The following is a 15,159-nucleotide window of genomic DNA, read 5'->3' on the forward strand; positions in this document are numbered from 1 at the left end:
AAACTCGCCGCGCGCATCCGCCGCCGTTCCAATCTGTCGAAGTCCCTGACTACCCCTGCTGGAAATCCCATGCCCTGTAGCCTAACAGAAAATCACAGCAATGTCACTATATTACGCGAAGCTCAATAGTTCAGCCTGACGCCGGCGGATTTGGCGTGCTATGCGTACGCTATGGTCAGCCGCCAGGATGCCTCATACTCGCCAAGCTCGCCTGAAATCGCGCGACGCCTGCTCTTGGCCGAAATTATTTTTGACGGAACAAAGCTAGCCTTAGAGCGGCGCTGTCCCAAAACCACTACAGATGGTAGAAAATTGCTCTTTCCAGCTCGATTCGATCGGCCAGAATCGCGCCAGCGGCAGTGGCCGCGCCCGCCATCGGCGGGCGGCCTTAACACTGGCTACCCGTGCCAACGGGCGCGGAAATTGCGGCGGTACACGACGTAATTCGCGCAGACTTTGGCGCCGAGCTTCTCCGCCGTACGCCGCGACGGCCAGTTGTCGTCGAGCACCAGCGTGTAACTCAGATACTTTGCGCCATTGCCGATCAGTTGCAGAAACGCGTACGAAGCCATCGCCAAGTTGACCCCGCGCCCGCGCGCCGCTTCGCGCACACCGATTCCGAGCGTGTTCAGCTTTTCCGACTCTGCGATCTTCCGCCCCGATTCGAGGATCGCCGCCGACGAAACGTCCGGCGTGACGAAAAGCGCGCCCACCGCCGCGCCCTCACGATACGCCATAACCGAGGTTTCGTGCCCTCCGCTGAAGGCGAGCATCGCGTCAAACAGCGTGCCTTCCTCGCGCGTAGTCGGAACGTGCCCCCAATGCCGCTTGAACGCGTCGTTCATCACGTCGATGAAATCCGCCACTCGCCGGTCGTTCGCTATCTCTTTCGCCGGCACGATTTCGAATCCTGCCCGCCGCGCCGCTTCGAGCGCGCTCTCGTAGCGCGCGACCAGCTCGGCGGTCACTTCGATCTTGTAATCGACCATCCCCTTCTCGGTCTCGCAGCCCGCATCTTTGAGCAGCGAATGGTAGTAGTCGGGATTCTGCCTGAGCAGGTTGGGCGGAAGCAGTTCGTATTCATCGATCACGAAGGGAAAATCGAGCGGGAAGAGATCGCCCACGCGGGCCGCGATTGTGCCGCGCGACTCGAGCCATCGGCACGCTTCGTCCATGACCAACTTGACCGCCTCGCGAGCGCCCGGCGTCGCCTCGAACATCACAACGTGGCCCAGGCGTTCGTTCCAATGGCGGCAGTACCGCTCATCGACTATAGCTACCGCCCGCGCGACCAACTCGCCGCCGTCGCGCGCGGCGATGGGGCGTATCGTCCGCCCCTCGCAGAACGGACTCTGCCCCATCAGAAACGGCAGCTCGATCTCCGCCGACGCGGGCCAGCGGGCGCCGCGGTAGGCGTAAACGCGGTCGTGGAACCCAACGAATTCGGTCAGCGACGCATTGTCTTCGGGGACCTCGATTCTGATTGCCATCCAAACTCCAAGCCGGGCTTCGCGCCGCGCTATTTCAAAGCCAGTCGCTACCGCCGAGCGTTCGGCGATGCGATCCTGCATCGCGAACGACGCGAGAATTAGCTCCGCTATAGACCCGGCGGCCTCCGGTCTGCAAGGTTCCAGCCCGGATTTGTTCCGCGGGCTTTCCAGCGGCGGCGGGCTGTTTGCGGCTAGTTGGCGTTCATGCCGCTTCGCCCGCGATGTCCTGTCGCCGTGTTATATCCGGCGTTCTGTAAAGACCGAAAAAAGTCTTGAGGGCGGCGATCACGAGCGGAACGACACCGACCACGATGAAGATTAGATCGCCGGGCAGCCGCGCCCATTCAAGCGCGTGCATCAGCGGGCTGTGTCCGAACGCGGCGCTGCGCGCGTGCCAGTATCCGTTTTGCAGCACGTCATAGAGCTGGAGAACGCCGCCCGGGAAAAGATTGCTCACGACCATCATCGCCAGCCCGACGTTCAGCCCCCAGAACGAGACGCGGATGTATTTTTCCGTATCATGCCATCGCTCATCGGGCGTCACCTGCCGGAAGGCGAAGACCATGAGCGCAACCGCGAGCATCCCGAATACGCCCATGAACGCCGCGTGCGCATGATTGGGCGTGAGCATCGTCCCGACCTCGAAGTAGCTCACGATTGGCATATTGATGAGGAAGCCGAACACACCAGCGCCGATGAAATTCCAGACTCCCACCGCCATCAGGAAGTAAAACGTCCATCGATGCGGCACCGAAATATCCTCGCCGCAGATATCGCATCGCCCCCGCGTCAGCGCGACGAAATCCCACGCGTCGAGCGTAAGCAGCGTGAGCGGCACGACCTCCATCGCCGAGAAGACGGCGCTGAGCGACATCGTGAGCTGCGCCTGGCCGCTGAAGTACCAATGATGTCCCGTGCCGATGATCCCGCTGCCGAGGTAGAGCAGCGCGTCAAGATAGACGACGCGTGACGCCGTTGCGCTCGAGACGATCCCCAGCTGGTAGAAGATGATCGCGACCGCGCAGGTCACGAACAGCTCGAGGAAGTTCTCCACCCAGAGATGGATGACCCAGAATCGCCACAGGTCAACGACGGTGAAGTTCGACGCGGTGTTGTAAAAGAACGCGGGCACGTAAAAGACCGGAATCGCGACCGCCGCGGCCATGAACAGCGCGGAGAGTTCGCTCGATTCGTGGCCGCGCAGCCGCGGTGCGATCGCGCGGTACAGCAGCACGACCCACAGCACCAGGCCGGCCGCGAGCATCATCTGCCACGCGCGCCCGAGGTCCAGGTATTCCCATCCTTGGTCGCCGAACCAGCTCCACAGCCGCCCCATCCACTGATGCACTCCGGCGAATTCGCCCAGCAGGCTGCCAACGACGATCAGCACGAGCGCAACAAACAGCACGTTTACCCACCGGGTCTGCGCGCGCGGCTCATTTTCTCCAATCGATGGCGCCAGGAATAGTCCGCCCGCGACGTACGATGCGGCGATCCAGAAAATTGCCAGCTGCAGATGCCACGTGCGCAGGATCTGGCTCGGCAGAATCGCGGAGAGATCGATTCCGTAAAAGCTGCCGGCGCTGGCGCGGTAATGCGCGGTGCCGCCGCCGACCAGCGCCTGCGCCAGGAACAGCAGCGCGACGACGGCGAAGTACTTGATCGTCGCCCGCTGGCTGGGCGTCGCCACGCCGGGGAGCATCTTCGGATGCACATGCCCGCGCCGCCCGCGCCATCCAAGGAAGTCGAACCGGCCGAACGCGAACAGCACCAAGGCCGTCGCCCCGAGCAGCGTGATCAAGCTCAGTGCGCTCCATAGCACGGCGCCGCTGGTCGCTACGTTGCCGACCGCGGGATCATAGGGAAAATTGTTCGTGTACGAGTAATTGCGCCCGGGCCGATCCGCGACCGAAGCCCACGCCGTCCATGCGAAGAATGACGTCAGTTCGCGAAGTTGCGCGGAGTCCCTGATGTAATTGTGCGGAAGGCCGCCATTGCTTTCAGGATCCTCGAAGTATTTCGTCCATAGGCCGATCTGCCGCTGGAAGGACGCGGCCTCGGCCTCCGTGAAGCTGAGAGTCTTCGAGGCCGGGTCGTAGCGATTGAGTTTGAGTAGCTGCGCGACTTCCGCGTTGACGATCAATCGCTGGCCGGGCCGCAGCGCCGCCTGCATGACCAAGCCGTGGCGCTGTGCGACAACCTGTTCAGCGTCGAGCGCGAGCGTGTGCAGATACTCAGCCGAGAAGTCGGGTCCGATATACGCGCCGTGTCCCCAGATCGTGCCGTTCTCCATCAGGCCGTAGCGGAGAAAGACCTCTTGGCCGGCCGTGATATCGCGGCCGGTGAACAGCACAGCCCCGTCCGGGCCAACGACGCGTTCGGGAATCGGCGGCGCGCCGGAATAGGTCAGCTTCGTCAGCCATCCGAGTACGCAGAAGCACGCAACAATCGTGACAATCGCTGAACGCCGCCACCACGGCGAGAGGGTTTCAACTTCGGCCATGGTTGACTCTCGGTTTGTTCGTTAGCGACCTTGACCGGAAGTTCCGTTTTGAGTCTCCGATTCCAGCTCCGCTATAGACCCGGCGGCCTCCGGTCTGCAAGGTTCCAGCCCGGATTTGTTCCGCGGCCTTTCCAGCGGCGGCGGGAGGGGATAGTTTCGCGTCTGGCGGGCCGCGGCAGCATGCGGTTGAATACTCATCGAGGTGTCAGCGATGGCGGAAAGTGTAATCAAAGTTCGAGTCGAGGGTGAGCTCGCGTATATCGCGCTCAACCGTCCCGAAAAGCGCAACGCGATCAACCAGGCGATGCTCCGCGCGATTCCCGAGGCGATCGACGAGGTCGATCGTCCCGAGGTTCGGGCGATTATCGTTTACGGCGAGGGACAGGCGTTCTCGGCGGGCATCGATTTCACCTCGCTCGCCAACGACAGCGGCGCGCTGAGCGGTCAGAGCGGAGGGCCCGACATGCAGCGCTTTCGGCGCTTCGTGGCGGAGTCGCAGGCGTCGCTGAACCGGATCGAGAGTATCGAGAAGCCAGTCATCGGCGCGCTGCACGGCTTCGTCGGCGGACTCGGGCTCGAACTGGCGCTCGCGTGCGATGCCAGGGTGGCCGCGGCGGGCGCGCGGCTTGGGATGCCGGAAGTGCGGATCGGCCTGGTGCCCGACGTGGGCGGCACCACCCGGCTTACGCGGACGGTCGGTTATGCACGCTCGAAGGAGTTGATCATGACGGCGCGGATGATCGAGGCGCCGGAGGCGGAACGGATTGGGCTGGTGAATCGCGTCGTCGCCGAAGGTGCGCATCTGGCGGCGGCCGAAGAGCTTGCGCGCGAGATGGCGCGCAACGCGCCAATCGCGGTCGGGCTGGCGAAGCGGATCATCGACAAAGGCCACGGCCTGGACAAGATGACGTTTCAGGAACTCGAGGTGCTGGCGCAGAGTTCGCTGATCGGCACCGAAGATTTTCGCGAGGGCGCGGCAGCGCTGGCACAGCGGCGCGAGCCGCGCTTCAAGGGGCGTTGAGGCGAATCTCGAAGCCGGCCTCGAAGGTATCGCCGGGCGCAAGTTCGCGCATCCCCGCCGCGATGCCACGGGCCGCAAGATTGAAGGCGTCGGGCGCGCAGGTGTACGGCTCGAGCGCGATAAACTGGCTGTCCGCGGGAGCATAGACGACGAAATCGCCGAACGCGCGATCGGCGCGAATCTCGAGCGCGATATTCAGCGACGGATCGATAAGCCGCGCGCGCGGCACGGACCCATTGTTGTTCACGCTTCGCTCCGCGATCGGCGCCATGCGGAATGCGTCGTCGTAAGTATCAGCTCCAAGAGCACGCGGCGCGCGAAGATCATACTTGCCCGCCAACGGCCCGGCGTCACCGATGGGTATGAGGCGCGCGTCGAGCGCCCATCGAGCGTTGGCGTCGAGCTGAATCAGCATCCCACTGCGCAAGCCTGTGGGATTGAGAGGCGCGTGAAAGTAAGGATGCGCGCCGAATCCGAACGGCATAACCGAGCCGCCGGTGTTGGTAATGCGAGCCTTCAATCTCAGTCCATTACCAACTTCGTAGTCTATCTCGAGCACGAACGGCCACGGCCAGATCGAATTGAGATCCGAATAGTCAGACGAATCGAGAGTCGCCGTGACGAAGTACGGTCCGCGCCGCGTCACGCGAAAGGTGCGTTCGCACGCGAAGCCGTGAATCGCGTGCCCGCGTGCGGGCTCGTTCACCGGCAGCCGGTATTCGCGGCCCTTGAACGTGAAGCATGCGTCGCCGACGCGGCCTGGCCACGGAAAGAGGATCGGAATGCCGCCGCGATGCGGATGCTCGCGCCATGCGTCGGGATTGGCAGGGCCCGCGATGACATCGAGCGTGCCGGCGCGGTACCCCAGGCATTGGCATCCGGCGTCGGGCACAATCACGGCGCGCTCGCCAGCTGCTTCAAGCGTTATGAGTTCCACGGTGATGGTTCAATCCGAGGGAGAGTCCAGCCGCAAGGGTTCGGCCCGAGAATCGGGTGTCCCCTCAAGTGGGTTGAGTACGTTGCGCGGCGCGACGAAACAGTGAACTACAATCGCGCGCTATCTGGAAATGCCGGAACTGACTAGTGGTCGCGTCCGCCGCGGTGTTCACCGCCGCCGCCACCACCACCACCGCCGCCACCACCGGCTCCGCCGCTGCGCGCCTGCGCTTCGTTGACGCGAATCGGCCGGCCCTTGATGTCGCGGCCGTTCAGCTTCTTGATCGCGCCTTCGGCCGCCTCATCGGTCGCCATCTCGACGAAGCCGAATCCCCGCGAGCGGTTGGTGGCGCGGTCGATGATGACTTGCGAGCTGTCCACCTTTCCTGCTTCTGAAAACACGTCGAGCAGATCCTGGTCGGTCACAGTCCAAGCCAGATTCCCAACATACAGTCTGCGGCCCATTACCCTCTCCTCGCGCGCGACCCGGTTCCACCGCAGCGTACTCCGTCCGTATCTATAGGCATTCGGAAGCCTGATCGGCGGTACAGACGGCCAAATGGCAGGGCGATACCTACGGCGCGCATCTAGTCCCAATTCCGGACTGCTTATAGCATCGCGCCAATCGCAAACATAGTACTCTGTGCTCCTCCTATCTAATTCCGGAGCTTTATTTCTTGATTTGCCCCAGTGGCTACCTGCTCGCGCATAGGGCGATATCCGTCGCAAATCCGCCTATCGGCGACCAGAAATTAGGCGACCAGCGTGCCAGATTCGAGTAGCAGTTAACAACTTGATAGGGTAAAGGCCCGCGGGCGATTAGGAGTTATGACTGCCGAATCGAACGAATGCCTATGCATGATAATGTATGCATTATGATTCCTGATTGATTCTAACGTCGCTATATCGCACGAGAGCGCCGGCCGGCCATCGTTCCCGGATTTCAGTTTTCAATTGTGTCGTCGCAGGGACCCCGCTCGGGGATGTGGTCGCAGAGCGCTACGCCTAGAGCGCAAGTCTGCGAACATAGCAATTGCGAAAGCGAGAGACGCTTGAGCTGATCGGCGGAGCGTCTGCGACGTTCGGCCGAGCCGCGACGAGATCGAGTTCTTTTTCCAAACGCGAACCCTGGCCGGCGGGCGACGGCGTTTCAGAGACTGGCTAAAATATCGGCGAGTCGATCTGACTATCTGCCGAATAACCTTTAGCGCTGCGCGGAGTAGTCTGATGGCGTCGCGGGGCAGCGGTGAGTCTTTGTAGTCCGCTGGTCAATCGCAGACCAATCATGTCAGGTGTGGAGTTTTCAGTTTTTCACTTTTCGCTTGCACCGAAAGACTAGAACAGAAGAGGCATTGAGAATACCTGACGCTATATCCAATTGACTGAAGTTGATAATGGACAAAATGACTTTGATACTTGTAGGATTAGGATTGATTGTGTATATTCAAAGTAGATTTGCACTGACCAATTCCCGGAAAGGAGATTGCTAAATGCCTCGACAGAAGGCCTCTCGCGGAGCCACATCGGCATTCCAGCAGGTACAGCGGCAAGCGCGCACTCTGCTCATGAATCTGCGCAAAGACATCCGCTTGAAAGAGTCGCTACTGAGTAAACTCAAAGAAGAGGAAGCGCGGCTGGGATCGTTGATCGGTCGTGGGAGCGGTGGAGCGAAAGCGATTAGCGGCGGGTCACGCGGCCGGGTAAATTGGCGCAACGTGCTTTCGGCGCTTCCCAAGCAGTTCAAGGCCGCCGACGTGCGTAACGTGCGGGGACTCAAGCAGAAGCGGCCGTCGGAGATATTTGCGGCGATCACGCGATGGATCGATGCCGGAGCTGCGAGGCGAAGGGCACGCGGAGTTTACGAAAGAGTCTAACCGGGACTTCGCGCGTACCTGCCGCAATGCGGTATCGCGCAATTGGAGCAGAGTTGAGCGGCGCCGCGAATCATCGGCTGCGCCCTTTTCTGTTGCTCAATTCAGTTGAAGTTTCGCAGCGTCATTGTGCGTTCCGATTGCGCTCCGAATAAACTCCGCGCAGCGAAGAATGACAGCAACGCAAGGTTGCTATAAGGTTTTTTGAAACCCCATTCGTGTGCAAAAGAGTCAGACCACATGGCCGTGAGGACGATTGAATGGCGGGCGGACACCGTCCGTATGATCGATCAGCGCCTGCTTCCCGCGCGCGAGGTAATTCGAACCTATCGCGACTACCGTGGCGTCGCACGAGCTATCCGCACGATGGTGATTCGCGGCGCACCCGCAATTGGCGTCGCGGCGGCGATGGGTGTCGCGCTCGGCATCAAGGGCACCGCTGGCGTGAAGGCGCGAAAACGCTTCGAGGTGGTCGCGAGAGCACTCAAGGCCACCCGGCCAACCGCGGTAAATCTGGCGTGGGCAGTGGATCGAATGGGCCGCGCGCTCGACGACAGCATTGCACTCGACGCGGCAGAATTGTTTCGCCGCATGCGTGCGGAGGCGATCGCGATTTACCGGGAAGACCTGGCGGCGAATCGCGCGCTGGGCCGGTTCGGCGCCGAACTGATCGGAAACCCGGCCACAGTGTTGACCCATTGCAACGCCGGCGCGCTGGCGACGGCAGGATACGGGACGGCGCTCGGGGTGGTGCGCGCCGCACGCGACGCGGGCAAAAAGGTCCAGGTGTTCGCCGACGAGACGCGGCCATTTTTGCAGGGCTCGCGCCTGACCGCGTGGGAACTCCACAAAGATCGGATACCGGTGACGGTGATCGCTGACAGCATGGCGGCGACGGTGCTCTCGCAGAACAAGATCGATTGCGTGGTGGTGGGAACAGATCGCACGGCAGCGAACGGCGACGTCGCGAACAAAATTGGCACCTACCCGCTGGCGGTGATGGCCCGGCGCCACGGGGTGCCATTCTACGTCGCGTCGCCGCTGTCGTCGATCGACCTGGACTGCCCCGACGGGGCGGCGATCCCGATCGAAGAGCGCTCGGGCCGCGAGCTCACCGAGTTCGGCGGCAAGCAGATAGCGCCGAAGGGCGTCAGCACGTTCAACCCCGCGTTTGATGTCACCCCGGCCGAGCTGGTGACCGCGATTATCACCGAACGCGGCGTCGCGTATCCGCCGTACACGGAGAGTCTGCGCGCGCTGAAGAGCGGACGATGACTGACTTATCCGGCGCGAGCGACGCGCAGACTACTCATCAAAGTGATCGAGATACTCGGACAGTCCATAGCCAATTTTGCCGTCCCAGTTCCACTCGGTCATACCTTCGGCGATGCGAGTGACTATACCGGCGCGCCGGTTGCGGAGCGGGATCATTGATAGCACTTTGCCGGTAATGACTATTGGCGCTCCACCTTCAGTGGTCTCACAATTCACCTTGATCTTGTCGTGTAGCTGCTGCTCGCCGATGAATTCGGTCTGAATATCGACCTTCACGATATTGAGAATCGGTTGGCCCTTGCGCGAAATGAATCCTCCCGGGAGTTCGCTGCCGTTGCGATTCACCGTAATTGTGGCCATCGCGCCAAGACCCTCATCGAAGTTCATCGTGAGCCATCGGTAGAACTTGGGCGCCTGCCAGTAGCGCGGTCCCCAGCTATGATCGCGCAGGCCAAGCGCGTCGATTTTGAACTCGCGGTCCGCGCCGCCGGTCGTAAGCACCAGTTTTCCCGTTGCGTGGCCGAGCTGTTCCAGGTGGCCCTTGGCGAATTGAGTTTCGGGGTCACCGGATAATTTCGGCGACACCCATTGATCCCCAATTTTTTCGCGCACTTCACCGCCCCATCCGGGAGAAATAGCCACATACTCGATTTCGAGCGACGCTTGCGAGTATGGATTACTTTTGAACGCCTTGGCTGGATCGGCCATCTCGAGCGGATTCTTCAGTAGGCAGAGTTTGCCATTGTAGCTAACGCGATGGCGCTCGAACGGTTTGACGACTTCGAACCTTGCGCCGCCGGCGTCGTGAGCGTTGTTGTCCTTGATCTCGGGCCGCTGAAACATGAAGCCGACGGTTCCGTCCGGAAGGTACAGGCACGCGGTCATTTCGGCGTAACCTTCGTTCGCGCGATTACCCAGTCTGATGAAACCGCCGAGCCGCTGGCTACGATCGAAGAAATTATAGTATGCGCTTTCGTTGAAATTAGACTCGCCGGTGTTGGAATGCATCAGGTCGTCTTGTTCAAGTAATACCACTTTGATTTCAGACATTACTCAGTTCCCCTTTTGCGGTTTCGCGGCGGTGCGAATAGCGATGTCGCTCTCGAGGTAGCGCGGATTAGCGATACGCAGTTTGTCCTCGACGCTCTGACGCACGACCGCAAGTACTTCCACGCGCCAGCCGCCGTCGTCCGCCTCACCCGCGCGAATCTTTGCGGTCAACTCTTCGCCCATGCTGGCAGCGGCCGCGCGCAGATCGTCGAGGCTGTGCAGATGCGGCGCGTCGTGCCCGAGCAGGCGCGCAAGCGCCTTCACCTCGCTGCGAACCAGCGGATCTTCCAGTTTTATTTCGCGCGCGACGACTCTCATCACGTTGGCAGCCACTCGCGCCTGGAACTGGCGCGCGCCTTCGATTGCCGGTACGAGTTCGCGATCGACAAAGTCGGCGGCCGCTTCGAGCAATTCAACTGAAGTCGGGCGGTCCTGCATATTAATTACTCACATCACGTTTGACGAATTGGTGAGACGGCCATCGACGCGAATTACCATGTTGCTATTCGATCAGATTCAACAGTTCGAGCTCAGTCTCGGCAGTACGCCGTCCGATACTAGCCAGCTCGACGCTTTTTACAAATCCGTCGATATGGGTACGGGCCTGGCCGATGGTGATTATGCCCCAACGCAGATTGCCGAAGACCTCCCAGAAGCGAGCCGCTTCGGGATCGACCGCGGCGCCACTGGCTTTTTCGTAGGCGTGGAAAAAATCCTCGCGGGAGCCAAGCCCTCCGACCGGCTTCTGATCATTGCCGAAGCGCCACGCCCGCACGCACATCCAGCCGACGTCCTCCATGGGATCGCCGAGATGCGCCAGCTCCCAATCGAGGATCGATCGCACGCCTTCGGGGCCGAAGACAACATTGCCGATTCTATAGTCGCCGTGCACGAGCGTCTTGCGCGCCATTTTCGGAACGCGCTTCAGGAGCCATCGGAATGCCAATTCGAAGGCGGGATGCGGTTCGAGCGCGAGAACTCGAAAGTTTTCCTGGTAGCGTCGGACCTCGGTCAGCGCCGCGTTGTCGCCCGGCTCCGCCAGGAAGTCGAGCTTGTGCTTGACCGGATCGATTCGGTGAATCTTGGCGAGAATTTCGGCGAGTTGCGCGGGCATCACTTCGCGCGCGCGGGCGTAAGTGTCGTCGCGGAGCAGGCGACGCGCCAAAGTTTCGCCATCGATCCGCTCCATGATGAAAAATGCGGAACCGAGAACGGCCGGATCTTCTGAAACCCAGAACACCTCGGGAACCGGGATGCGTTCTTCGAAGGCGGCCCGGATCACCATGAACTCGTGACGGCGACTGGTGGAGATATTGTGGGCGCCGGGATCGCGCCGCAGCACCATCGCGCGCCGGCTCCTTTCGCCGCCGCGCTCCATCGCGCATTCGAACGACCAGATCTCGCGCGACGCGCCGCCGGGCATCTTGCGAAAATTCTCGATCGCGACGCTGTCGAAATGGCCCTCGGTGCGGATGAAGCCGGTCAGCCGCCGGACCATTTCGCCGGGTTCAATTCTCTCCATGGCGTGCACTCACTCCCGAACTAGAATGAGTATCACGAAATCTTCGCGCTTCGCACACCCGGTGACGGCAGCACTTGAGGGTCAGGCGCGAGGCTCCGCTTTCTGCGCAATCCCATCACCGAGCAGGTTGAAGCCGAGAATCGAAAGCCCGATCGCGAGTCCAGGCGCAGTCGTAAGATGCGGGGCGACGAGCAGGAACGCGCGGCCGGCGTCAAGCATGTTGCCCCAACTGGGCGTGGGTGGCAGCGCGCCCAGGCCAAGAAATGAAAGCGCGGCTTCGGCGCCGATGATTCCGCCGATTCCGAACGTCGCCTGCACCGCCAGCGGTCCAACGACGCCGGGGATCAGATGGCGCATCAGCAGGCGCGATTGACTGGCGCCCAGGCTCTCGGCGGCGAGAACGTAGTCGCGCTCGCGCAAGCTCAGCACTTCGCCGCGCACGATGCGCGCGTAGCCGGTCCATCCCATCGCCGTCAGCGCGATCACAAGATCGATCAGGCCCGGTCCGAGGATCGCCGCCATCGCGATCGCAAGCAGGATTCCCGGAAAGGCGAGGACGATATCCACGCCGCGCATTGCCAGGTTGTCGATTCGACCGCCCGACAGCGCGGCGATTGCGCCAATCAGGCTGCCGACCACGAGCGAGATCGCAACGACGACGGTGGAAATCGAGAGCGAAAGCCGCGCGCCAGAGAGGACCCGGGCGAGCATGTCACGGCCGAGCGCGTCGCAACCAAACGGATGCGCGCGGCTGGGCCCGGCGAGCGTGTTCGCAAGGTCGATCGACAAAGGGTCGGCGCGAAACAGCAACGGACCCAGGATCGCGGCGACAACGATCGCGGCGACGATAGTCACTCCAATAGCCAGTGACGGATTGCGGACGCGCGCGCTCACGAGATTCTCACTCGCGGGTCTACGACCGCATAGACGAAATCGGTCGCCATGTTTACCAGGACGTAAGTAATCGCGAACGTGAGTACGCATCCCTCGACCACCGGATAGTCGCGCGCCCCTATCGCGCCAATGAGCAGGCGGCCGATACCCGGCCACGAAAAAATTATTTCGGTGATGAGGGTGCCGCTCAGCAGCCCGCCCATCTGAAGTCCGATGATGGTCACGACGGATGTGAGCGCGTTCTTAAGGCCGTGGCGAATGAGGGCGGCCCGCGCGCTCAACCCCTTGCTGAGCGCGGTGCGCATATAGTCGCTCTCGCGCACGCGAATCAGGCTCTGGCGCAACATCCGCGCAAGGATCGCGGCAAGCGCGGCGCCAAGCGTGACAGCGGGCAGGACCAAATGCTCGAGACCGCCGCGGCCGGTGAGCGGCAGCCAGCGCAGGTCCAGTGAAAACAAAATCATGAGCAACGGGCCGAGGTAGATGTGCGGAATCGAAATGCCGACAACGGCAAATCCCATCGCGCCCAGATCACCGGCGCCGCCGGGATTGGAACCCGCGATTATTCCCAGCGGAAATGCCAGCAGCACAGCGACCAGCATCCCCGCGGCAGCGAGCTCGATTGTGGCCGGGAAGCGTTCGGCGATAAGACGCGAGACCGGCTTGCGATATGATATCGATTCGCCCATATCGCCTACCGCGAGTCCACCGAGATATGCCGCGTACTGCTCCAGCAGCGGACGGTCGAGGCCCAGCTGATGCCGCATCCCGACAATGTCGGCAGGCGCAGCGGTCTCACCAAGCATCGCAACCACCGGATCGCCCGGCACCAGGTGGATAATCGCGAACGTCAGCGTCGCCACGCCGAGCGCGACGGGCACGAGCGCGAGCAAGCGCCGGATCACGTAATTGATCACTGGATCACTGCGACGGCGCTGCGCCGCTGCCGGGGCCACTGAGCGTCAGCGTCGCGAGCGAACGCAGGCTGCCATTGGGATATGCATCGAAGCCAACCAGCCGTCGATTCATCACGGCCACATTGTCGACCCACCACAGCGAAACGTACGGCAGTTCCTCGGCGGCGAGTCGTTGCACCCGTCCGTATATTTCTTTTCTCGCCTCAGGATCGACAGTACTCATTCCCGCTTCGACCAGGCGATCCATCGCTGGGTTCGAATAGTAACCCCGATTCTGTCCATCCGGTGGCGGCTTGTTCGAATCGAATATCATGTAGTAGCTATTCGGGTCGTTGATTCCGACCCATTGCAGCGAGGTCAGGTCGAAACTTCCGGCCTGAATGTCCGCATAATAGGTGCCGAAGTCGAGCGTTCGGATAGTCAGCTCGATACCCACTCGCTGAAGCATCGCCTGAAACACCTCGCCCAGGCGCACGCCTTCCGGAGTCGTCTTGTATTCGAATCGGAGCCCGCGCATCCCGTTGCTTCCGGCCGTATAGCCAGCCTGATCCAACAGTTGACGCGCTTTTATTGGATCGTAGGAATAGGCAGTGACATTGCCCTCGTATGCCCAATTCTCAGGTGAAAGCATGCCAGTAGCTACCCGCCCAGTACCACGCAAGATGGTGTTGACTATTGTATTGCGGTCGATCGCATGGGCAATGGCGCGACGCACCCGCAATTCGCGCAGCCGAGGATCACGAAAGTTGAAGGACAGGTACTTGTAGGTAGTGCCGGGAGTTCTGCTGACCTCCAGAAACCGGTGCGATCCGAGCCACGGCAATACGTCGTACTCGATATTGTTTCCCGAGAAGTCGCAAACGCCCTCTGCCAGTTCGAGCGCGCGCACGGTAGGATCGGGAACGACCTTGAAGAGGATCGATCGGGCTGCGCTTGGCGGATAGGGAGAATAGGGATTGCGCTCGAGCCGCGCGGCTTCATCGCGCGCGTAAGCAACCATCTGAAACGGGCCGCTGCCGATGGGAGCGGCTGCGTTTCCTTTTGAGGGCAGCGAAGTACCTGCGGGTACGATACCCTCGGTCGCCAACTCAAGCGCGGGGGCGTACGGATGCGCGGTGGTCATGACGACGGTGTAATCGTCGGGCGCATCGATTGACTTCAACTCCTCGATGCCAGCCCGTTTTGCCGACATCGACTCGGGTGCGCGAATCGAATCATAAGTGAATACTACGTCGCGCGCCGTCAGTTCGCGGCCGTCGCTAAAGCGCACCCCGTGCCTAAGATGAAAGACAATTTCCGTTGGCGAGGGACGCTCGATGCGGTCGGCGAGATGGCCGACAAATTGGCCGTTGCGATCGGTCTTCACCAGCGAATCGAAGATAAGTTCGCTGATACGCGACGAGGTCGCGTCAGTCGCAAAGCGCGGGTCGGTCGAAGTCGGCGAGGTTTCGATATCGACCTGGATCATCCCGGGCGAACGATCGGTGCGATAGTGGCCGCATCCCGCGAGCGCTATGAGCGCCGCCGCAAGCTGCGCGACCAATCGCAGCCGAGCAGTCCTTTCGCTGATCCACACGGTGAGCATGCCGTTTCGGGTTATTCCCGATTGGCGCGATAATAACAGAATCGATGCGAGACTTTCGCATTCCACTTTCCCCTTTCCACTGGGTGCGAGGTGAC

General features: G+C 61.4%; 13 protein-coding genes. 3 read left to right on the forward strand and 10 right to left on the reverse strand.

Features of this window, described 5'->3' with window-relative positions:
- Positions 1-398: 398 nt before the first annotated feature.
- Complete coding sequence (locus tag VIO10_RS13875; RefSeq protein WP_331965342.1) at positions 399-1,490, reverse strand: hypothetical protein; 1,092 nt, start codon at positions 1,488-1,490, stop codon at positions 399-401.
- Positions 1,491-1,692: 202 nt separating this feature from the next.
- Positions 1,693-3,993, reverse strand: a complete 2,301-nt coding sequence (locus VIO10_RS13880) for a nitric-oxide reductase large subunit (RefSeq protein WP_331965345.1) — start codon at positions 3,991-3,993, stop codon at positions 1,693-1,695.
- Positions 3,994-4,204: 211 nt separating this feature from the next.
- On the opposite strand from VIO10_RS13880, the gene VIO10_RS13885 reads away from it, so the two are divergent.
- The gene (locus VIO10_RS13885) at positions 4,205-5,014 is read left to right on the forward strand and encodes an enoyl-CoA hydratase/isomerase family protein (RefSeq protein WP_331965348.1); all 810 of its coding nucleotides are present in this window, start codon (positions 4,205-4,207) and stop codon (positions 5,012-5,014) included.
- Here the strand turns inward: VIO10_RS13885 and VIO10_RS13890 are convergent.
- Positions 5,001-5,951, reverse strand: a complete 951-nt coding sequence (locus tag VIO10_RS13890) for a hypothetical protein (RefSeq protein ID WP_331965351.1) — start codon at positions 5,949-5,951, stop codon at positions 5,001-5,003. The two genes, VIO10_RS13885 and VIO10_RS13890, sit on opposite strands and share 14 nt — an antisense overlap.
- Before the next feature lie 143 nt (positions 5,952-6,094).
- Positions 6,095-6,415 (reverse strand): RNA-binding protein, encoded by a 321-nt coding sequence (locus VIO10_RS13895; RefSeq protein ID WP_331965354.1) that lies wholly within the window; start codon positions 6,413-6,415, stop codon positions 6,095-6,097.
- 1,100 nt (positions 6,416-7,515) lie between these two features.
- On the opposite strand from VIO10_RS13895, the gene VIO10_RS13900 reads away from it, so the two are divergent.
- Both VIO10_RS13900 and mtnA read left to right on the forward strand, forming a co-directional pair.
- Positions 7,516-7,824: a hypothetical protein gene (locus tag VIO10_RS13900; RefSeq protein ID WP_331965357.1), complete on the forward strand. Its 309-nt coding sequence runs from the start codon at positions 7,516-7,518 to the stop codon at positions 7,822-7,824.
- A gap of 237 nt (positions 7,825-8,061) precedes the next feature.
- Complete coding sequence (gene mtnA / locus VIO10_RS13905) at positions 8,062-9,096, forward strand: S-methyl-5-thioribose-1-phosphate isomerase (RefSeq protein ID WP_331965360.1); 1,035 nt, start codon at positions 8,062-8,064, stop codon at positions 9,094-9,096.
- A gap of 30 nt (positions 9,097-9,126) precedes the next feature.
- Here mtnA and VIO10_RS13910 read toward each other — a convergent pair whose 3' ends face one another.
- From VIO10_RS13910 to VIO10_RS13935, 6 genes are all read right to left on the reverse strand, one after another.
- A complete protein-coding gene (locus tag VIO10_RS13910) occupies positions 9,127-10,146 on the reverse strand; it encodes a DUF7064 domain-containing protein (RefSeq protein ID WP_331965363.1) in 1,020 nt (339 codons plus the stop codon).
- Positions 10,147-10,149: 3 nt separating this feature from the next.
- Positions 10,150-10,584 (reverse strand): DUF6285 domain-containing protein, encoded by a 435-nt coding sequence (locus tag VIO10_RS13915; RefSeq protein WP_331965366.1) that lies wholly within the window; start codon positions 10,582-10,584, stop codon positions 10,150-10,152.
- A 64-nt stretch (positions 10,585-10,648) separates the two neighbouring features.
- Positions 10,649-11,668, reverse strand: a complete 1,020-nt coding sequence (locus tag VIO10_RS13920; RefSeq protein ID WP_331965369.1) for a phosphotransferase family protein — start codon at positions 11,666-11,668, stop codon at positions 10,649-10,651.
- Between the two features lie 81 nt (positions 11,669-11,749).
- Complete coding sequence (locus VIO10_RS13925; protein ID WP_331965372.1) at positions 11,750-12,562, reverse strand: ABC transporter permease; 813 nt, start codon at positions 12,560-12,562, stop codon at positions 11,750-11,752.
- Positions 12,559-13,479, reverse strand: coding sequence for an ABC transporter permease (locus VIO10_RS13930; protein ID WP_331965375.1), 921 nt, complete (start codon positions 13,477-13,479; stop codon positions 12,559-12,561). Before VIO10_RS13930 ends, VIO10_RS13925 begins: the two co-directional genes overlap by 4 nt.
- 4 nt (positions 13,480-13,483) lie before the next feature.
- A complete protein-coding gene (locus VIO10_RS13935; protein ID WP_331965378.1) occupies positions 13,484-15,064 on the reverse strand; it encodes an ABC transporter substrate-binding protein in 1,581 nt (526 codons plus the stop codon).
- Positions 15,065-15,159 lie beyond the last annotated feature (95 nt).

This window comes from Candidatus Binatus sp. (assembly GCF_036567905.1).
Taxonomy (GTDB): domain Bacteria; phylum Desulfobacterota; class Binatia; order Binatales; family Binataceae; genus Binatus.